The sequence below is a fragment of the Streptomyces sp. NPDC004435 genome (genome assembly GCF_042873895.1).
Classification (GTDB): Bacteria; Actinomycetota; Actinomycetes; order Streptomycetales; family Streptomycetaceae; genus Streptomyces.
This window is the reverse complement of record NZ_JBIAMB010000011.1, coordinates 239750-257513: the sequence shown is the minus strand read 5'-3', so window position 1 is coordinate 257513 and position 17764 is coordinate 239750. Positions and strand designations below refer to the sequence as shown.

The window sequence follows — 17764 nt, the reverse complement described above, 5'->3', positions numbered from 1 at the left end:
CGGCTACCGGCTAGGGGGCGGCCAGCAGCTCCGCCGCGCACTCCTCGGCGAGGTCCTCGGCGTGCGGGGGCAGCGGCTCGCCGGCGCGCAGGGGCCGCCGGACGATCGAGAGCGGCAGGTCGATCAGGGCCAGGACGATACGGTCCCGGCCTTTGGCATCCGAGAACCCGAGGGACGCGGCGAGGGCGCCGACGGCGGCGAACACGCTCTCGTTGCCGGAGTCGGCGCGCCGGATGTGCTCCTCGGACCAGTCGGCGCGACCGAACTCCGCCGCGCCATGGAGGAGAAGGGCGGCCTCCTCGGGACGGGTGCGGCTCCATGCGACGACGTGGCGGGCGGCCGTACGGGCGGCTGCGCGGGGGTCGGGATCGCTGTGGAGGCGCGCGAGGTAGCCCTCCTGGAACCGCTCGACGGTCCGGAGCCAGACCTCGGCGAGCAGGGCCGATCGGCCGGTGAAGCGGTGATACATGGAGCCGCTCGGCGCGCCGATCGCCTGGGCGACGGCGGACATGGTCACACCGGCCGGCCCGGCCGAGGCGGCCAGCCGTACGGCGGCGTCGAGGATCTGGTCGGTGTCGAAGCGGGGTGGTCTCGCCATGAATCAGAGAGTACCCTCCACATTATTAGAGATCTCTCTCTAATAATGTGGAGGGGAGGACCGATGGGCGTCTTCAACGTGCATGAACGCGTACTGAGCGCCGGGCCGGACCGGGTCGGCGCACTGATCGACACGCTGTCCCACGGGGAGCACGACCGGTTGTGGCCGGGCAGGCTGTGGGAGGAGATGCGGCTGGACCGTTCCCTGGCCGTCGGGGCGGCCGGTGGCCACGGCCCGGTGCGTTACACGGTGGCCGCGTACGTACCGGGGACCTGGGTGCGCTTCGCCTTCACCGGGCCCCGCGGGTTCCACGGCTTCCACGAGTTCACCGTGCTGCCGGCCGACGGCGAGCGGACCGCGCTGCGGCACACGCTCGCGATGAACCTCAGCGGCGTCGGCCGCCTCACCTGGCCGCTGGCCTACCGCCCGATGCACGACAGCCTCCTCGAGGACTGCCTGGACCGCGCCGAACTCGCCTGCACGGGCGCCCTCCCCCACCGGGCCCGCTGGTCCCCGTACGTCCGCTTCCTCCGCCACCTGGTCCGCCTGACGACCGGGAGACGCCGCCGGAAGTCCTGACGAAAGGCGTGGGACGTGTCGGCGTCATGAGGCAGGCGGCGAGGACCGGTGAAGGTGATCGGCGTCGTACTCATCAGTCCAGCGTCTCCCCCAGGCGCTGCTCCAGACGCTACTCCGGGCGCGGCGAGCACGCGGTCGGCTGCGTGTGGAGGAGGAGAGAGCCAGTCACAGCCCGGCTCGTGGGTCCCGCAGCACTGCCCGACGCCGTCGACGGAGTGCCGCTGCATGCCGGTTCGACGACGGCTCCACGGCGAGAGGACCAGGGGTGCGGTGATCCCGCCTGAGGCCCACGGGGTGCAGCGGCAGGAAGCGCCCCGTCCGGCACGCCGGGGGCGAGCGTCGCGCGCATGTCCGCCGGCCGTGGTCGGGCGGGGGCGGCTTGGCCGCGCAGGCGGCTCGGCGAGATGATAGTGACCCGCGCTCCTCCGAATCCCGGGCCGGGTCGACGCCATCCGCTGCATGTGGGCCCCTCGCGGTGCGGCCACGGCTCCTCGCCGGGCCGCCGCACCAGCCCCCGCCGATCGAGCAGTCGCGCCAGGCCAACTCCCCAGGTCGGGCAAGGAGGCGGATCGCCGTGCGCGCCGGCGGAGCCAACTGCGGAACGACCACAGCAACGTCGGCCGGCCGCGACGCAGCGCTTCCGGCACCGCGTCGCACCGCGCAGGCTCGCCGAATCCACCGGCCGGTGCTACGCCGAGCGCGGCCCGCGCGGTGGAACCTCACCACCGCTTCGTCAATGGCGACAGAGGGTGTCGGGTTTACGGCCGACGATGGACGTATGCGCGAAACCCCCGAAGAAATCGACAAGCTCCAGTCCCTCCTCGACTCCTCCCTCTCCGGCTCGACCTCACACCTCCGCTCGATCGTCGAGGGCCGCACCATCACGGCGGCGCAGCTCACCGGGGTCCTCACCGGCATGTGCACACTCGCCCTCTCCACGGTGACCGCCAAGGGCGAACCGCGGGTCAGCGGAGCCGACGGGCACTTCCTGCACGGCCGGTGGCACTTCGGCACAGCACGCAACGCCGCCAAAGCCCGTCATCTCGCCGCCCGTCCTGCCGCCAGCGTCGCGCACCTGCGTGGCGAGGACCTGGGGGTATTCACCCACGGCACGGTGGAGGAGATGAACCCCGAGGGCGCCGAGGGCACGGCCGACTGGCAGGAGCTCCTCGCCCACTTGAAGGAGTTCTACGGCGACGACGACGCCTTCGACTGGAACCGCGAGGTCGTCTACTACCGGCTGAACCCGCACTGGATGACCGTCTACGCTCCCGATCCCGACAAGCTCACCGGGACGTGACTCCGGGCCGCATCGGGGGCGGCGCAGGGGACGGCGTGACGGGCGAGGCCGCCTGCCGGCGTGGGGACGGCGTCACCGCGCGGTCTCTGGAATGCGCAGCCCTCGGCGACTCCGTCGCCGGACTGTCCGCGGCCGAGTGGAACCTGCCGCCGCGCCGGTCCGTACGGGAGCTGCGCGGGCACGTGTGCGTGGTGATCGACTGGCTGCCGGCCGTGCTGGACGCGCCGGAACCCGGCGAGGCGGAGATCTCCGCGGCGGAGTACTACCGCCCTGACGACCGCTTCTCACCGCAGGCCAACGGCAAGCGCATCGCCCTGGCCCAGGATCGTGCGGCGAGCCGGCCGACGGCGCCGCCTGCGCCGAGAACCTCACCGCGACATGGCGGCGGACCGCCGGCTGCGCGGGGACCGGCTTCACGAGACATGCGCTAGGTTCCCCACCATGATCAAAACAGGAACCGCTGTCTGGCCACCCGCGCCGATACCCACCGCCCGGCTCGTGCTCCGCGCCTCCGAGGCACGGGACCGCGCGGTGTTCGGACCGAACTCAGTTGCCTGTTCCTGCCCGAGGTCCGGGGACGCGGCTACGCCTTCGAGGTGTGCGCGGCAGCACTCGGCTGGTTCAGCGGCGCGCGGCCCGGCGAACCGGTGGTGCTCTCCGCCCGGTGCGCCGACGACCGCGCGATGCGTCTCGCGGCGAGGCTGGGCGTCGCCGAGGTCGAGCGGTTCGAGGAGTGCGGCGCCGAGCAGTGGTTCGGCGTGCGCCCCCCGGCCGCAACGAGCGGACGAGGGGAGGCGCCCATGGACGCGATCGTGCTGATGTCGGATCCGGAGGTCGCCGCCGTGCCCGTGATCGAGTCGGGCGAGCGCCTCGTGGACGTCCGCCTCGGGGGCCGTCTGCTCGTCGACACCCGCAAGCAGGACCCCGCGGACGCCTTCGCCCACCTGCGGGAAGGCGTGCTCGAGCGGTTGCTCACGGCGCAGACGATGCTGCCGGCGGGCATACGGCTGCTGTTCGTCGAGGGATACCGGCCCCCGTCCCTCCAGCGGCAGTACTTCGAGGAGTACGCGGACGGGCTGCGGGCCGCCAACCCCGGCTGGTCCTCCCAGGAGATCCACTCGGCGGCGAGCAGGTACGTGTCACCCCCCGGCATCGCTCCGCACAGCGCCGGCGCGGCTGTCGACCTCACCCTCGCCGATGCCGACGGGCACGAGCTCGACCTGGGGACGCGCATGAACGCGTCCCCCGAGGAGAGCGCCGGCGCGTGCTACACCCACGCCCCGGACATCAGCGAGGAGGCCCGCGCCCACCGGAAGCTGCTGGGCAGCGTGCTCACGGCCGCAGGGCTGGTGAACTACCCCACGGAGTGGTGGCACTGGTCCTTCGGGGACCGCTACTGGGCCCTGCTCACGGGTATGCCCGCAGCTCTCTACGGGCCCAAGGAGCTCGGCTCGCGCGACTGACCGACCGGACCACCACCCCTCTGGGCCCGGACCGGGCAGCGTACCGACGGTGAGCCGCCTGCCACGGTCGGTCCGGCGCGAGGAGGGTCAGGGCTTGCTGAGGAGGAATGGTTGCCCGACGGCAGGCGAAGGGACTTGCGTCTCCCCTAGGGGGAGACGTGAAGGTGGGGGCATGAACGGCGACACGCTCTACCCGATCGGCGAACTGGCTCGACGGACCGGCCTCACGGTCAAGACCGTTCGGTTCTACTCCGATCGCGGAGTCGTGACGCCGACGGACCGCAGCCCGGCCGGCCACCGCCTCTACAGCATCGACGCCGTCGCACGCCTGGACCTCGTACGGACCCTGCGTGAGCTGGGACTGGACCTTCCCACGATCCGCAAGATCCTGGACCGTGAGCTGTCGCTTCCGGAGGTCGCCGCAGCGCACGCCGAAGCGCTGACGGTGCAGATCCGCGTCCTGCGCCTGCGGCGCGCGGTGCTGACGGCGGTGGCCGAGCGCGGGTCCACCCCTGAGGAGACGGAACTCATGCACCGACTGGCCCGGCTTTCCGAGGACGAACGCAGCCGCCTGACCGGCGAATTCCTCGACGGCGTCTTCGGCGGTCTCGACGCCTCCCCCGCCTTCGCGGGGGTCATGCGCTCGATGACCCCCGAATTGCCCTGCAGCCCCACGACAGAGCAGGTCCGGGCGTGGGTGGAGCTGGCCGAGATGTTCATGGACCAGGGTTTCCGGGACGCCGTGCGCAGGATGGCCGAGGACCAGGCCGCCGAGCAGAATCGGAGCGGCGTGGCAGTCCCGCGCCGCGACGTCACCGCAGCAGTTCGCGATCAGGCCGGCCCTGCCCTGGCCGCCGGGATCGACCCGACCTCACCGCAGGCCGATCCGATCGTCGCGCGGTTCACGGCGTCCTACGCACAGCTCCTCGGCCTCCCCGACGACGTCGGGCTTCGCCTCCGGCTGGCGACTCGGCTGGAGAGCGTGAACGATCCGCGCCGGGAGCGGTACCTCCGGCTCCTCGCCGTGGTCAACGGCTGGCCGGCCCCGGAGAGCCTGGTTCCCGTGCTCGACTGGTCCGTCCAGGCTCTGCGCGCCCGGACGCCGCGCTGACGGCACGGGTCGGGCAGCAGCTCGACCCGCGCCTCACGTCGGCCGCGCCCCTGACGAGCTGAACCGAGGTCGAGATCACGAGGGTCATGGAGTGGTTGCTGCCGCTCCATGGCCTGACCACGCCCCTGCCGAGGATCCCCGTCAGGGCCGAGTGGGGTCGTACCGCCCGCGGACGGTACGCGGGGCGCGGGCCCCGGCGCGCGGGGCGCGGGGCGCGCGTGGGCGGGGCGCGGGGCGCGCGTGGGCGGGAGTTCCTACAGCTCGCGCTCCGCGAGGGAGGCCGCGCGCTGGTCCTCGAAGTTCTGGAGGTACGCGGCGAAGACTGCCGGGTCCTCGTACTTGAGCAGCGCCTCGTCGTTGTAGCGGAGGGCGTTCTCCGTGTAGGTGTGGCTGCCGGTGAAGACGATCCGCTTGTTGGGCCCGTTGTAGTAAGTGCCCTCGATCAGCAGGTACTTGGTGTGGGTGTCGGTGCCGTCCCGCTCGTCGTTCGCGAGGTCGTGCAGGATGATGCGGCCCTTGCCCGTGGTCGGCCTGGTCAGCCAGGGGGACACCTGCGAGTACGGGTTGCCCTCCTTGTCCCAGTTCTCGAGCGAGCGGTGGACGATCTCGACGTGGCAGCCCGCCTGGGCCAGCTCCCACAGCTGCTTGGCCACCTCGGTCCGGGTGATGTGCCCCTGCGCGATGCGGATCTTCGTCCGGCCGTCCTTCGTGCCGATACCGGCCGCGGTGTTGCCGCCGCACGGGGTCGTCGTGCCGGCCGGGATCACCGTCTTGAGGATGTTGACGACCGTGTCGTCGCCCGACTTCGGGAAGAAGTACACCTTCGCGGTGCCCGCCGAGGCATCGGCGACGTTGCTGGTCTGCGGGCCACCAGCGGCGGCCGCCGCCTGGGTGTCGAAGTACGTCCGGTACGCCTGGTGCAGCGCGGTGTTGCCGACGACGGTCAGCGCGTCGTTCCACCACTTCGTGTAGTCGGTGCTGGTGAGGTTGCCGGACGACTGCACCACGACGTCGTCGACGTACACGTCTCCCGTCCCCTTGGTACGGGAGAAGAGGAAGAACTTCTGGTGGTTGACGTTGTCGCGGGGGAAGGCGGCGTCCTTGGCGAGGCAGGCGTCGTGGACGACGGTCGCGTCGGGCTGCGTGACGGTCCTGCAGGCGCGGATCCAGGAGTGCGGGGCGGCGGCCTTTGCGAGGCCGGCCCTGAGGTTGGCGACCGCAGAGTAGCGATCGTCGCCGACGATCACCTGGACGTTGACGCCCCTCTCGTGGGCCGCGACCAGAGCCTTGGTCACCTCCGCGTCCCAGTGGAGGTAGACGGAGATCCGTATGTACGAGCCCTCCGCCGCCCCGCTGATGAGTTCCAGCAGGTGCCGCTTGATGCGCGTCTCGGCGAGGCGGACGGGGTCGTCGGGCGCGCTCTCGGGGGTGCCTGCGGCGACCCCGCTCGGGTTGTTGAACAGCGCGCCGGTGGTCACGGTCGGTTCCACCGTCGCCGAGGCCGAGGCGGAGGGGGCGATGGTCAGGGCGGCCCCGACCGACAGGGCGGACAGGGCTGTTCCGAGCTTGCTCTTGGTGATCTTCACCGGCGCATTCTCACTCATGCCGACGCGGAGGGGAGTCCTCCCCCTGGTCCGACGGAGCGGCCGCCGCCGACCGCTCGGCCCGGACCGGTCGTTGGGCGGCACAGAACGACCGGATCTCCTCCAGCAGGGCCGGGTAGTGCTCCCCGAACGTCGCGATCGCATGTGACACAGCATCCAGGGCCGCGTGGAGCGGGGAGGCCTCGGCGGCGGCGAGCACGGCCGGAAGAGCGAAGTGCGGTTGCGAGATCGGTCCGAAGTCGTGCCGTCTGCGGGCGGAGTGCGTCAGTTCCATGAAGGTGACGGCGGCAGCCGGGACGTTCACGTCCGCAGCGGACGCGGCCGACAGTTTGCCGTCGGACACCGCCGGTCGGGCGCTTTCCGGCAGCCGGCCGAGTGTGTAGTGCCTCGCCCCGTCGTCGTCCGGCTCTCCGATCGGGATCCAGGTCCACCCGGCGGGTGTCGGAGGGAAGTACAGCGGTCGTTCGGGAGGCGTCGCCCTGCGCACCGGTGGCCCCGGAGGGAGCTCGGTGGAGTTCAGGGTCTCCCACATCCGGTTCGTGTCGTCGAAGGGCGGCGGCAGCGGACGTCCCCGCGTCAGCGCGGTGAGCGCTCCGGCGACCCAGGGCACGGCGGTGAGACCGGCCGTCTCGCAGGCGCGGTGCGCGGCCAGCAGCGCCACGGAACGCTGGACGTCGGGGGCCAGTGCGTCGAGGGCGTGCACAAGATCGGCGTCGTACTCGACAAGGCCGAGGACGTTGCTTCCCTGGACGGCGCGGAGTGTCTCGCTCGGCGGTCTTCCTCCCCACCTCCAGATCTCGTAGTGCAGTCGCCGCTCATCGGCGGCCCGTTCCTCGTCGTCGACCGGCCTTCGCACAGAACACCCCTTCGCCTCACCCGGGCACGGCCTCGGAAGCCCTACCTGACCGGCCGTCACCCCTACCCTCGTCATCATCGCGCAGGCCACTGACAGCGAGGCCAGGGCGGCCCCTCCCCCGCCTCGCAGGGGCCGCGGGCCCCGGCACGCCGCGCCCGCTCGTACGCGGGAGCCTTCCTCACCGGGGCCGGCGGCGTCCGCTGCGAGTACGACGCCCTCGGCCGTGTCGCGCCCACACCCCCGCCGTGCTTCCACAGCCGGTACTGCGCCCCGGACACCGGCCTTCACCACCACCTCTTCCGCCTCTGCGACCCCGAGACCGGGCGCCGGACCTGCCGCCCCCTCGGTCTCGGCCCCGCGCAGAGCCCGTGCTCCGGTGAGCACAACCCATCCGCTCTATGGAGGCCTGGATGAGGCACCGCGCAGGTGAGCGAGGTGCCGTCCATGGCCTTCCCCGAGGTCTGCGCGAGCGCGCGGCTGAGGGCGTGTCACGTACCCGGCAACGGCATGAGCGGAAGGAGTCATGGCTGCGGTGATCGCGATGTTGGAACAGCTCAGGGCCCTCACCCCGCTGACCGCCGAAGGTGCGGCGGCGCGGTTCTCTGCCCAGGAGTGGACACCCGGCGGCAAGGTCCGCGACGGCGCGGAGGCGTCTTGGGACAAGGACGGCACCGGGGCCTGGATCCGGACGTCGATCAGCGGGACGATCACCGCCTCGTTCACCGTGTGGACTCGTGACGCGGAGGAGTCGGGCTACTTCGACGACCTGGACGCCGTCCACGAGGAGGGGGAACGGGCCCTTGCCGACGTCCTGCCCGTGATCGGGCGGTCCTCCCTCACCGGCCACCACGTGGAGGCCGAGCAGACGGCGGAGGACGAAGACGAGTTCATCGCGGTGAAGAAGTGGAACCTCGGTGACCGGACCCTGACGGCCGGCCTGGTCCAGCCCGACACCGACCTCCCGGTCATGGTCGTCGTGGCCCTGGAGACCGCCAACGCCACTGCCACCGACACCGCCTGACGTGCGCCGCAAACAGCCGACGGGGAGATCATGACGTAACTTGGGGCCGCTGGAACGGGTCGGGGACCGATGGACGGTCGGGGACCCGGAACGGGGGGGACGGCTCGTATCCGGTGCTCACCCCCCGACGGCATCGAGCACCATGCGCGGGGAGTCCCACAGCCACAGGCCGTCATCGGGTGGAACAGGCTCCGGCACCTGCAGTTGCGGGCGACCCTGCGGCCGTGGATGGCCACGCGTGACGGCGGGGTCCTCACCGAACTCGGGGGACCCTTGTCGGCCCGTGTCCCCAGAAGACACGTTCCACCGGGGCCTTCTCGGATCGTGCCCCCGGGGCCGGGGGGGCTCGGGGGCTCGGGGGCTCGGTCTACGCGTCGCGTCCACAGGGTGTCCACGCAGCAGGGTGAAACCGTCCGCTCTCGTCACATCGCCGTCCGCTTGATCGGACAGCATGTCTCTCGGCCGAATCGAGGGGGACGGTATGGCGGCACATGTGATGAGACGCTTCGGTGCACGGGTGGTGGACGGAGTCGTCGTCGCCCTGCCGGCGGTGGCGGTGGCGTGGGTGGCTCTTCCGTTCCTGGAGACGCTGCTGGCCCGCCGCGTCCGCAAGCTGGCGATGCGCGAGGTCGGCGAGATCCGAGCTTCCGGCTGGGACGGCCAGGTGGCGAAGGAGAGTCTGGGGGATTCCGTGTCGGTGATCGGCGAGACGATCGGCATGTTCGCCGCCGGGCTGATGGTGTGCGGCCTCGCTCTCTGGCTCCTCTACGACTGGTTCGCGCACGCCCTGTTCGGCCGGACCCTCGGCAAGGCCGTCCTCGGGCTGCGGGTCGAGCGCTTCGACGGCAGCCGGCCCGGCGTCTTGTGCGGGCTGATCCGGTCGGGATTGATCAACGGGGTGCCCTTGATGGTCATGGTGGTCGGCTGGACGTACGCGCTCGCGGGCCGCACCGACTATCCCGCGATCGTCTCGGTGGCCCAATGGGTGGTGTTCGGGGGCCTGTTCCTCGTACTGCTGCCGGCCCACCGCACCCTGCACGACTGGGTCTCGTTCACGCGGGTGTACGCGACGAGGTAGCCGGTGAACGGGCGGGGTTCGCAGAGCGCGACCAGCACCGCGAAGCGGCGCTCGGTGCGGGTCGAGGGCGAAGTCCGGCGCCGTGGCGGCGCCGGACAGCCCGTCGCGCTCGGCGTTGCGGAGGGTGTGGCGTGGTGCCCACATCGTCGATGGCGAGCAGGGCGCCGTCCGCGGGCACCACGACGCGGGAGAACTCCCACGGGATCGGCGCCTCGGCGCTGCCCGGCGAGACCTTGATGGGCCAGGCCGGTACATGGCTTCGGAGAGCGCCGTGACGGCCGCCGAGCGCTACCCTCCACGACCGCTCCGACGGCGCCGTTCTACCTCAGATGTCGGGTGAAGAAGTCGGCCGCGGCGTCTCCCGCGAACCGGGGGACGCCGGTGTGCCCGCCCATGTTGGCGTGCAGCGTCTTCTCCTTGGAGCCGAAGGCGTCGAACAGGTCCAGGGCCGCCTGCCGGTCGTTCCTCTCGTCGTCCCACTGCAGCAGGACGTGGAGGGGAATGGTGACCTGCCTGGCCTCTTCGAACATGGCGCGGGGCACGAAACTCCCGGCGAAGAGACCGGCGGCCACGATGCGCGGCTCGACGACCGCCAACCGGATGCCGATGGAGATCACTCCCCCTGAATACCCGACCGGACCGCCGAGCTCGGGCTGCGACAGGAGGGCGTCCAGGGCGGCCTGCCATTCCGGGACCGCCTGGTCGACCAGCGGAAGGATGAGGGCGTCGATGATCTCGTCGCTCACCGGCTCGCCGGCCTCCAGCGCCCGGCGCAGGTCGGCGCGGGCCTGCTCGGCGGCGGGCAGGCGGGGTCGGTCGCCGCTTCCGGGGAGCTCGACAGTGGCCGTGGCGAAGCCCGCCGCCGCGGAATGCCGGGCCCGGTCCGCCAGCCGGGGGTACATGGCGCGCAGCCCGAGGGGAGGATGGCCGAGCAGGATCAGTGGCACAGGCGCGGCTGCGGACGCTGACGCAGGTGTCCAGAGGATGCCGGGGATCTCACCGAGGGTGAATCCGCGTTCGCGAACACCGCCGTCAAGGCGCTGCTCCGAGGTGAAATGCATGGTCGTGCCTTTCGGAAGTGCTCTGAAACGGCGCTCCCGGACGACGACCTGTCTATCGCCCGACCGTGACCCCGGAGGGGAGCACCCATGGAGAAACTGCGTTCACGGGTACCACCTCCTCGATCTCTCGCACGGCCTCCGGAAACGTAGCAGTGGTCGCCCTCGTCCGCCAACGGAATTGCGCGGGAGCCTCTGTGCGCTGGTGATCACCCCGCTTTCAGTAGGAGGCCGGTCACGCAGTCTGCTCTGGAGCTCCGCCGCTGAACGTCATGGCTGTCGGGGTTGTCAGGGCTGTAGGGGCTGTGGGGGCTGTCGAGGGCGAGCCCGGCAGCATCGATTCTGCGGCGGCCTGCCGAGCTGGGTTCAGCGGGCGTTGAGGACGCGTGCCACGATCTCGCCGACGGAATCGCCGCTGTGACGGCCTGAGTTCACGATCGCGGCCGCCGCCGGGTCCCATGCGTAGGCGGTGAACCAGGCGTTGGAGTCGCCCTGGCCGTCGACCTCGGCGGAGTTGGTCTTGGCACCCTTCGTACCGCTGACGGAGGCCATGGCCGCGTCCCCTGTGCCTTTCCGGTCGCGGCTGCGGCCATCAGCTGCCACAGAGATGCGGCTGTGTCGCCGGGGAGCTGCCGGGTGGGGGCGAGGGCGCGGTCGTCGAGCGAGTGCGGGACGATCACCGGCTGCCGGCAGGCGCCCGCCGTCACGGTGGCCGCGATCGAGGCGATGCTTGAGGGCGTTCATCTGGATCCGGCCCTGTCCGATGTAGGCGGCGGTCTCGGCGCCCCCTTCGATCCGGCGCCTTGGACCAGCCCCTTGTCGCGCATCTTCGCGGCGGTGACGATCTTCATCGTGGAGCCGGACGCCTGGGCGCCGCCGAAGGCGGTGGTGAAGCCCGGGGCCGGGTTGTCGGCCACGGCCCGGATCCGACCGGTGCTGGGTTCCAGGGCGGCGACCACGGACGCCCGGTCGTACCGCTTGACCGCTTTCTCCTCGGCGGCCTGGACGCTCGCGTCGAAGTAGGTCTTCAGCGTGCCCTCCTTGCCCTTCGTCAAGGTGAGCAGGGGCCGGTCAGGTACGTCCTGGCCAGCCGAGGTGATCTCCGGCTCGACCGCCCTGGCGACGCCACCGGCCTTCGAGTCGTACTTCGGGCGCAGTTCGGCGAGGACGCCCTTCAGCGAGGGGAACTTCTCCTCGGTCAGTTAGACGCCGTCCTTGGCGACCGCCCTGATCGGTGGCGCGGACGCCTTCGAGGTGACCAGCGAGGCGCCCTCGGTGAGCTGCGGATGCACGACGGTCGGCTGCCGGTCGACCGGCGCCTTGCCCGTGGTGAGCCCGCGGACCACGGGCAGCGAGGAGGAGTACGTGCGCGGCTTGGACACCCGGCGTACTCCACGGTCACCTCGACCGTGCCCGGCGCCTTCGCGCCCACCGCTTCGCCCGGCACGGTCACGGCCTTGGTGACGTGGGCCGTCGTGATGTTGCCGGTGATCATCGGGTCGGCCTCGGCGGCGTTGTTGGTCAGCTGGGCGACGGTCTACCCGTCCCCTGACGCTCAGGCGGCCAGCAGGTCCCGGGCCGTCCTCTCGATCTCCTCCGCGTCTGGCGGGGGCCGGTCTTCTTCGCTGCGGCCCGCGTGGCGACGCCTCCCCCGCCGTTCTCGCCGGAGAGCCCGTTCCCGAGGTTCCAGCCCCCGTACCTCACGCCTGTCGCCACGACGACGAACACGCCCTCTGAGCGCGTTCGAAAACACCAACCTCGGCCCGTCCGTCGCCTGGGCGGGCTGCGCTTCGGTGACGATTCGAGAACGCAGAACGGTTCGTCGGTGATCACAGGGCACGCTGGGGGCATGGCGAGACGATCACCGGTCAGGACGAAGGCGTCGCATGGACGCATGCTCAACGGATGCGTCACGCTCGTGGGGCTGTTGCTCGTGGCCGTCCTCGGCTTGGTGATCTGGCTGGAGACGCAACCCGAGCGGGACGAGGCTCACGCACGCAAGAACCTCCAGGGGAACGCCGAGAGACTCCGCGACCGACTGGGCGAAGCCGCGGCTGACGGCAGTCTTCTCGGTCCCGAGATCGCCCGGATCCTCCCTCCCTCGAAGCCCGCCAGGGGTGTCATCAGCGTGACGCGTCACGCTGATGAGGTCACCGTGATCGCGGAGCTCCTCGGGCATGGACCGACGCGGTCCTTCACCTCCGTGTACCAGCGATCGGTGACAGGCTGCTACGCCTTCGAGGTGGCACCGTCGACCTCCGGAGACCAGCAGCCCACCGTCCGAGAACTCCCGCAGGAGGTGTGCACAACCGGCTGAGATGCGGTGCCGGATCATGCGCGCTGCGAAGGCGACGGCTCCGGGACAGATGGATCGGTGCCGGCCGCAGCCGTTGGCCACGCCCCGGGGCCCGGATGCCCGTCACCGCAAGGCGCCTGCACGGCGGCCCTCGGTGAGCAGTGCTTCCACCAGTCGTGATGTCACCCCCGGCGCCAAGAGCGTCAGGGGTTTCGCGGTCCGGTTGCTGCTGATCTCCAGGCGGTGCGCTCCCATGTAGAGCTCCACGACCGTCGTCTGCTGGATGCCGGTCACGTCGCTCCAGGCCACGAAATCGGTGACCTGGCCGAAGCGATTGGTCAAGGCCACTCCGCCCGCCAGGAGGTAGCACCGGTTCATGCCGAGCCGGGCACTCATCAGACGCCATCCGAACGTCACGATGTAGACCGCGAGCACCACCGCCGTCGTCCAGGCGAGGTTGCCATCGACCTGGTCGGGGGTGAACACGGTGAGACCGGCCATGACGACCCAGGCGATGAGCATGAATCCCCGGAGTATCTGCAGCAGGGTGCCCGCGAACGGCGTCATGAGGCCGTAGTCCCCTCGGATCGGACCGAGGCCCAGTCCGGCCACGTGAGTGCGCACGATTCCCCTATCAGCCAGATCCGGTCCGAGCCCTGGCGTGCGGTCGGCAAGGCACGGCATACCCCAGCGCGTGAGGGATCGAACGGGCTCGGCTTGGAGACGGTCGAGCAGGACGGCCGGCGTGGTCCTGCGCGCGGCTTCGGGCTTGCCGATCTCTTCCCGGGGTACCGCCTCCCTGAAGGGCCACGGGAGGTGGCTGTCGCGCGTGGAGCCCCGCCGTCCACGGCGCCGGCCACGTGGGTGTGGGGGTGGTTGTCGTCCAGGATGTGCGCGACGAGGAACTCCACGATCGGCCTTCCGGCCCGGGAATGGCCAGCAGCTGGGTCGCGGGCGGACCAAGGCCCGGTCGAGCTGCTCGCCGACGGCTCGGACACAGCCTGCGGACTCAGGGGTCAGGCGTGTGGCGCGATTCCCAGGGACCGGACGAGGGCGGCCAGTTCCTCCTTGAAGAGCTTGTCCGGGCTGACGGTCTGGGTGCGAAGGTGTCCGTAGACCTCCAGTGACACCAGTCCGTGCAGGTGGCCCCAGATGCGCAGGGCGAGCGCCACGGCCGCGGGAGGGAGGTCGGGAAATGCCGGGCGGACCTTGGCCAGAAGGCCGGGATCGAAGTCGGACCAGTCGAATTCGCTGCCCGCGTAGAGGTGTTCGGCGTGCGGCCAGGCAGCGTCCGCGAGGCCGGCGAGGCCGGTGCAGACCCGGCGCGCGGCGTCCGGGGCGGCACCACCCTCCGGGGCCCGGTAACCGGGGACGGGGTCTCCGTAGACGAGACGGAAGCCTTCGGGGGTGGCCAGGGCCCAGGCTCGGAAGGCGTGCGCCCACTCCTGGATCCGGGAGGCCGGCTCCTGTTCGGCGGCAGCTTCCCAGGCGGCGTCCACGGCGTCGGCCAGCGAGGTGTACACGTCGTTGATGAGCGTGGTGACGAGGTCGTCGCGGGTCGCGAAGTAGCCGTAGATGGCGTTGGCGGTCATGCCCATCTCACGAGCGATGGCCCGCAGGGTGATGGCGTCGGGCCCGCCGGAGGCCATCAGTGCGAGTGCGACTTCCTTGATTTCCGCCGTGGTCTCGGCCCGCAGCCGCTCGCGGCGTCCCGTCGTGCTTCTCGTCGTCGCGCTCTTCACGAAGGTCACTGTACAGCGCTTCAAGAGTGATCGCCGTATCTAGACTTCACGCCGTATAGTTTTGGCACACCGTTACGACGAAGGGGACAGTCATGCGCATCGGAGTCATCGGAGCCACCGGCACCATCGGAAGCCGCGTCGTCACCGAAGCCCTCGAACGAGGCCACCACGTCACCGCGTTCACCCGCGACGCCACGCTGATCCGAGAGGACCGGGACGACATCGTCTGGCGGAGCCTCGACGTCTTCGACGCCGAAGGCATCGCCGCCGTCCTCCCCGGAATGGACGTGCTGATCAGCGGATTCCAGCCGGGCAACGCCGCCGCCGACATCGCCGACACCGTGGAGCGTTCGGCCGCCGACCCCTCGGTCTTCGCCGCCGCCGCCCGTGCGCTGCTGAAGGCCCTGGACACCCGTCCCCGTACCCGCCTGATAGTGATCGGCGGCGCCGGCAGCCTGGAGATCGAACCCGGCCTCGTGCACGCCGACTCCGAGGAGCACCTGCACGCCAGCCTGGACCGGCTCGGGCTGCCCCGGAAGTACGCCGCGGCGGTACGCGGTCATCGGGACGCCCTGAACGTGCTCCGTACGTCCAACCGCCTGTGGACCTACTTCAGCCCCGCGGAGGACATCGCTCCCGGCGAGCGCACGGGCCGGTTCCGGATCGGCGGCGACCAGCCGGTCCTCGACGCCGACGGACGCAGCCGCATCTCCGCGGAGGACGCCGCCGTCGCGCTCGTCGACGAGGCGGAGCTCCCCCGCTTCGTCCAGCGCCGCTTCACGATCGGCTACTGAACGGACGGACGTAGCGGACCCGGTACGGCACCGCTCATCGCGCGGTGCCTGGCTTCCCGGGGACGGCCGAGGTGTTACCCGGCCTCCCCGGGGGCGGCCGAGGTGGTGCAGGCCTGCCTGGGGACGGCCGAACCCAGGGTCGCCTCAGGGAGGGCGGGAGGGGCGGGGAAAGGGTCGCGGTCAGTGGTGGCCGGCGTGCGGGGCGATGGGGGCGGCGGGGGCGGTGGGGGTCTGGCCCGGGTCCAGGACCATGAACTGGCCCATCATTCCCTGGTCTTCGTGGTAGAGCATGTGGCAGTGGTACATGTACGGGGCCTTCGGGTCCGCGTAGTCGGCGAAGCGCATGATGAGCCTCATCGTGGTGCCCGGGGGCAGGAGGACGGTGTCCTTCCATCCGGACAGGTGCGGCGGTGGCTTCCTGCCGTCGACGGTGAGCACCTGGAACTGCACGTCGTGCACGTGGAAGCTGTGGAGGGTTCCGTCTCCGCTCCGGATCTCCCAGATCTCGGTGGTGTCCCTCAGGACGGTGAGATCGATGCGGTCCGGCGCCATCCGCCGTCCGTTGATCGTGTGCTCGGCCAGTTCGAACGTCCTCCGGTTGACGGCGGTGCGAGCCGGGATACGGGGTATGTCCGCGAGGCGTGCGGGAAGGCGCGGGGAAGGGACCAGGGTGGCGGCCGCCCGCAGCTGGAGCACGTCGAAGCGGTCCGCGCCTCCGTCGCGCTGGACGAATCCCGCGCCGGTGTCGGGATCGGAGCTGCGCAGGACGACACGTTCGCCCGGCACGAGGGCGACGACGATCTCGGCGCGTTCCCCCGGTGCGAGCTGGACGCGGTCGGTGCGGTGGGGCGCCGGGAGCAGGCCGCCGTCGGTGGCGATCAGGTCGAAGCCGCGGTGGTCGGCGAGGTGGAAGCGGAAGACGCGTGCGGTGGAGCCGTTGAGCAGGCGGAGCCGTAGGCGCCGGGTCGTCACGTCGAGATAGGGGCCGAGCGTGCCGTTGACGAGGATCCGGTCCCCGAGGAACCCGGTCGTTCCGGCCATCGCCTCGTCGGGGTCGAGCAGGCCGTTCGTGAGGCGGAGGTCCTGCACGATCAGCGGGATGTCGTCGATCCCGTACCTGTGGGGCAGTTCCGGTGGAGCCGCGTCGTCGTCGACGAGGAACAGGCCGGCCAGACCGCGGTAGACGTGCTGTGCGGTACGGCCGTGGGGGTGCGGGTGGTACCAGAGCGTGGCCGCCTGCTGGTGCACCGTCCAGGAGGGCGACCAGGTGTGGCCCGGCCGGATCATCTGGTGCGGTCCGCCGTCCATGGAGGCCGGCAGGTGCATGCCGTGCCAGTGGAGGGAGGTGGCCTCGTCCAAGGTGTTGGCGGCGTTGATCCGTACCGTCTCGCCGCGTGCGGCGCGCAGGGTGGGGCCGAGGTGGGCGCCGTTGATCCCCCAGGTCGGGGACGGGCGGCCCGGCGTGAACTCGGTGCGGCCCTCGGCGATCGTGAGGTCGAAGACGCGTCTCCCCTGCCCGTCGGTACGGGAGGGGGCGAGGGGTGGCATGTGGAGCGGCCGGTCGAAGGACACCCGGCCCCAGGTGTCGACCCGCCGGCCGGCCCAGGAGACGGCGGCGCCCAGGGCGGGCAGGGCGAGCGCGGAACCCCCGAGGACGCGCAGCAGGGTGCGGCGGGGCAAGGTGCGCCGAGGCCGGGTCACGCCGCCGCTCCCGCGTTCTGCGGCTGCGCCGGGGACGGCGGCCGGGGGCTCAGCGGGGAAGGTGAGGGCAGTGCGCGTATCCGCATCAGCGTCATGACGGACACGCCGAACATGAGGACCCCGAGCGGGACGTGGAGCTCGCGGACGCGCGCGAAGCCGAGGGCGGCCTGCCCGAGCGTGAACAGCAGCAGCGGCGCGGCCTGGAGGACCGTGCGGGTCGCGACGACGCCCCGGCGCCTGGCCGTGACGGCGGCCACGAGATGGAGCAGCACCGCTAAGACGACGGCGCCCGCCATGGCGCCGTGCACCGTGCGGCCGACGGGGACGGAGGCCAGGAGCAGACCCGCCGAGACGGCCTGGGCGAGAAGGACCGCGGCCTGTGCGGCGGCGGTGGCCCGCAGAATGCGCAGCGCGCGGGGCGGGCGTGGAGGTGGAGCGGGGTGTTGCGACATGGGCTCACTTCGTGTTCTGGAGGTGGAGGGGCGTGGCATCGGAGGGGTACGGACTGATGGCTGACGCCCGGTGGCGTACGCCTGGCGGGCTGGCGCCTGGTGGCTAGCGGC

The 17764-nt window shown here is 71.3% G+C and carries 17 protein-coding genes and 3 pseudogenes; 10 read left to right on the top strand and 10 right to left on the bottom strand.

Annotation, left to right across the window (positions count from 1 at the left end):
• Positions 1 to 10: 10 nt before the first annotated feature.
• A complete protein-coding gene (locus ACFYT9_RS21865; protein WP_389166281.1) occupies positions 11 to 598 on the bottom strand; it encodes a TetR/AcrR family transcriptional regulator in 588 nt (195 codons plus the stop codon).
• 63 nt (positions 599 to 661) lie between these two features.
• Here ACFYT9_RS21865 and ACFYT9_RS21860 point away from each other — a divergent pair, with 63 nt between their 5' ends.
• The 6 genes and pseudogenes from ACFYT9_RS21860 (at position 662) to ACFYT9_RS21835 (ending at position 5051) form a co-directional block, all read left to right on the top strand.
• Positions 662 to 1177: an SRPBCC family protein gene (locus ACFYT9_RS21860; RefSeq protein ID WP_389166279.1), complete on the top strand. Its 516-nt coding sequence runs from the start codon at positions 662 to 664 to the stop codon at positions 1175 to 1177.
• Between the two features lie 778 nt (positions 1178 to 1955).
• Positions 1956 to 2477, top strand: a complete 522-nt coding sequence (locus ACFYT9_RS21855) for a pyridoxamine 5'-phosphate oxidase family protein (protein WP_387273511.1) — start codon at positions 1956 to 1958, stop codon at positions 2475 to 2477.
• 35 nt (positions 2478 to 2512) lie between these two features.
• Positions 2513 to 2908, top strand: a complete 396-nt coding sequence (locus tag ACFYT9_RS21850; RefSeq protein WP_389166276.1) for a hypothetical protein — start codon at positions 2513 to 2515, stop codon at positions 2906 to 2908.
• Positions 2909 to 2918: 10 nt separating this feature from the next.
• Positions 2919 to 3253, top strand: a pseudogene (locus tag ACFYT9_RS21845) (GNAT family N-acetyltransferase); the annotation flags it as partial.
• A gap of 24 nt (positions 3254 to 3277) precedes the next feature.
• Positions 3278 to 3940, top strand: a complete 663-nt coding sequence (locus tag ACFYT9_RS21840) for a M15 family metallopeptidase (protein ID WP_389166334.1) — start codon at positions 3278 to 3280, stop codon at positions 3938 to 3940.
• Positions 3941 to 4112: 172 nt separating this feature from the next.
• Positions 4113 to 5051 (top strand): MerR family transcriptional regulator, encoded by a 939-nt coding sequence (locus ACFYT9_RS21835; protein WP_389166274.1) that lies wholly within the window; start codon positions 4113 to 4115, stop codon positions 5049 to 5051.
• Between the two features lie 254 nt (positions 5052 to 5305).
• Here ACFYT9_RS21835 and ACFYT9_RS21830 read toward each other — a convergent pair whose 3' ends face one another.
• Both ACFYT9_RS21830 and ACFYT9_RS21825 read right to left on the bottom strand, forming a co-directional pair.
• Complete coding sequence (locus ACFYT9_RS21830; RefSeq protein WP_389166272.1) at positions 5306 to 6655, bottom strand: phospholipase D-like domain-containing protein; 1350 nt, start codon at positions 6653 to 6655, stop codon at positions 5306 to 5308.
• Positions 6648 to 7511, bottom strand: a complete 864-nt coding sequence (locus tag ACFYT9_RS21825; protein WP_389166271.1) for a hypothetical protein — start codon at positions 7509 to 7511, stop codon at positions 6648 to 6650. The genes ACFYT9_RS21830 and ACFYT9_RS21825 overlap by 8 nt, the downstream gene beginning before the upstream one ends.
• 523 nt (positions 7512 to 8034) lie before the next feature.
• On the opposite strand from ACFYT9_RS21825, the gene ACFYT9_RS21820 reads away from it, so the two are divergent.
• Both ACFYT9_RS21820 and ACFYT9_RS21815 read left to right on the top strand, forming a co-directional pair.
• A complete protein-coding gene (locus ACFYT9_RS21820; protein ID WP_389166269.1) occupies positions 8035 to 8532 on the top strand; it encodes a hypothetical protein in 498 nt (165 codons plus the stop codon).
• Positions 8533 to 9013: 481 nt separating this feature from the next.
• The gene (locus tag ACFYT9_RS21815) at positions 9014 to 9610 is read left to right on the top strand and encodes an RDD family protein (RefSeq protein ID WP_389166266.1); all 597 of its coding nucleotides are present in this window, start codon (positions 9014 to 9016) and stop codon (positions 9608 to 9610) included.
• An 11-nt stretch (positions 9611 to 9621) separates the two neighbouring features.
• Here the strand turns inward: ACFYT9_RS21815 and ACFYT9_RS21810 are convergent.
• From ACFYT9_RS21810 to ACFYT9_RS21800, 3 genes and pseudogenes are all read right to left on the bottom strand, one after another.
• Positions 9622 to 9848: pseudogene (locus ACFYT9_RS21810) on the bottom strand (FHA domain-containing protein); the annotation flags it as partial.
• Between the two features lie 82 nt (positions 9849 to 9930).
• Complete coding sequence (locus ACFYT9_RS21805) at positions 9931 to 10671, bottom strand: alpha/beta hydrolase (protein ID WP_389166264.1); 741 nt, start codon at positions 10669 to 10671, stop codon at positions 9931 to 9933.
• A 363-nt stretch (positions 10672 to 11034) separates the two neighbouring features.
• Positions 11035 to 12396, bottom strand: a pseudogene (locus tag ACFYT9_RS21800) (penicillin-binding protein).
• A 166-nt stretch (positions 12397 to 12562) separates the two neighbouring features.
• Here ACFYT9_RS21800 and ACFYT9_RS21795 point away from each other — a divergent pair.
• On the top strand, positions 12563 to 12985 hold the full coding sequence (locus tag ACFYT9_RS21795; protein ID WP_389166262.1) for a hypothetical protein: 423 nt from the start codon (positions 12563 to 12565) through the stop codon (positions 12983 to 12985).
• Between the two features lie 102 nt (positions 12986 to 13087).
• On the opposite strand, the gene ACFYT9_RS21790 is transcribed toward ACFYT9_RS21795, so the two are convergent.
• Positions 13088 to 13531 (bottom strand): hypothetical protein, encoded by a 444-nt coding sequence (locus tag ACFYT9_RS21790; protein ID WP_389166260.1) that lies wholly within the window; start codon positions 13529 to 13531, stop codon positions 13088 to 13090.
• Positions 13532 to 13980: 449 nt separating this feature from the next.
• Complete coding sequence (locus ACFYT9_RS21785; protein WP_389166257.1) at positions 13981 to 14706, bottom strand: TetR/AcrR family transcriptional regulator; 726 nt, start codon at positions 14704 to 14706, stop codon at positions 13981 to 13983.
• A gap of 92 nt (positions 14707 to 14798) precedes the next feature.
• Here ACFYT9_RS21785 and ACFYT9_RS21780 point away from each other — a divergent pair, with 92 nt between their 5' ends.
• Positions 14799 to 15500 carry an NAD(P)-dependent oxidoreductase gene (locus ACFYT9_RS21780; RefSeq protein WP_389166254.1) on the top strand — a complete coding sequence of 234 codons (702 nt, stop codon included), beginning with the start codon at positions 14799 to 14801 and terminating at the stop codon, positions 15498 to 15500.
• A 180-nt stretch (positions 15501 to 15680) separates the two neighbouring features.
• Here ACFYT9_RS21780 and ACFYT9_RS21775 read toward each other — a convergent pair whose 3' ends face one another.
• Together ACFYT9_RS21775 and ACFYT9_RS21770 are read right to left on the bottom strand one after the other, a co-directional pair.
• A complete protein-coding gene (locus ACFYT9_RS21775) occupies positions 15681 to 17201 on the bottom strand; it encodes a multicopper oxidase family protein (RefSeq protein WP_389166251.1) in 1521 nt (506 codons plus the stop codon).
• On the bottom strand, positions 17198 to 17653 hold the full coding sequence (locus tag ACFYT9_RS21770; protein ID WP_389166249.1) for a hypothetical protein: 456 nt from the start codon (positions 17651 to 17653) through the stop codon (positions 17198 to 17200). Before ACFYT9_RS21770 ends, ACFYT9_RS21775 begins: the two co-directional genes overlap by 4 nt.
• Positions 17654 to 17764: the final 111 nt, after the last annotated feature.

Excerpts from the sequence above, each read along its gene's own strand:
- ACFYT9_RS21865 (WP_389166281.1), bottom strand. The coding sequence starts at position 598 with ATGGCGAGACCACCCCGCTTCGACACCGACCAGATCCTCGACGCCGCC.
- ACFYT9_RS21860 (WP_389166279.1), top strand. The coding sequence starts at position 662 with ATGGGCGTCTTCAACGTGCATGAACGCGTACTGAGCGCCGGGCCGGAC.
- ACFYT9_RS21855 (WP_387273511.1), top strand. The coding sequence starts at position 1,956 with ATGCGCGAAACCCCCGAAGAAATCGACAAGCTCCAGTCCCTCCTCGAC.
- ACFYT9_RS21840 (WP_389166334.1), top strand. The coding sequence starts at position 3,278 with ATGGACGCGATCGTGCTGATGTCGGATCCGGAGGTCGCCGCCGTGCCC.
- ACFYT9_RS21835 (WP_389166274.1), top strand. The coding sequence starts at position 4,113 with ATGAACGGCGACACGCTCTACCCGATCGGCGAACTGGCTCGACGGACC.
- ACFYT9_RS21830 (WP_389166272.1), bottom strand. The coding sequence starts at position 6,655 with ATGAGTGAGAATGCGCCGGTGAAGATCACCAAGAGCAAGCTCGGAACA.
- ACFYT9_RS21820 (WP_389166269.1), top strand. The coding sequence starts at position 8,035 with ATGGCTGCGGTGATCGCGATGTTGGAACAGCTCAGGGCCCTCACCCCG.
- ACFYT9_RS21815 (WP_389166266.1), top strand. The coding sequence starts at position 9,014 with ATGGCGGCACATGTGATGAGACGCTTCGGTGCACGGGTGGTGGACGGA.
- ACFYT9_RS21805 (WP_389166264.1), bottom strand. The coding sequence starts at position 10,671 with ATGCATTTCACCTCGGAGCAGCGCCTTGACGGCGGTGTTCGCGAACGC.
- ACFYT9_RS21795 (WP_389166262.1), top strand. The coding sequence starts at position 12,563 with ATGCTCAACGGATGCGTCACGCTCGTGGGGCTGTTGCTCGTGGCCGTC.
- ACFYT9_RS21790 (WP_389166260.1), bottom strand. The coding sequence starts at position 13,531 with ATGACGCCGTTCGCGGGCACCCTGCTGCAGATACTCCGGGGATTCATG.
- ACFYT9_RS21780 (WP_389166254.1), top strand. The coding sequence starts at position 14,799 with ATGCGCATCGGAGTCATCGGAGCCACCGGCACCATCGGAAGCCGCGTC.
- ACFYT9_RS21770 (WP_389166249.1), bottom strand. The coding sequence starts at position 17,653 with ATGTCGCAACACCCCGCTCCACCTCCACGCCCGCCCCGCGCGCTGCGC.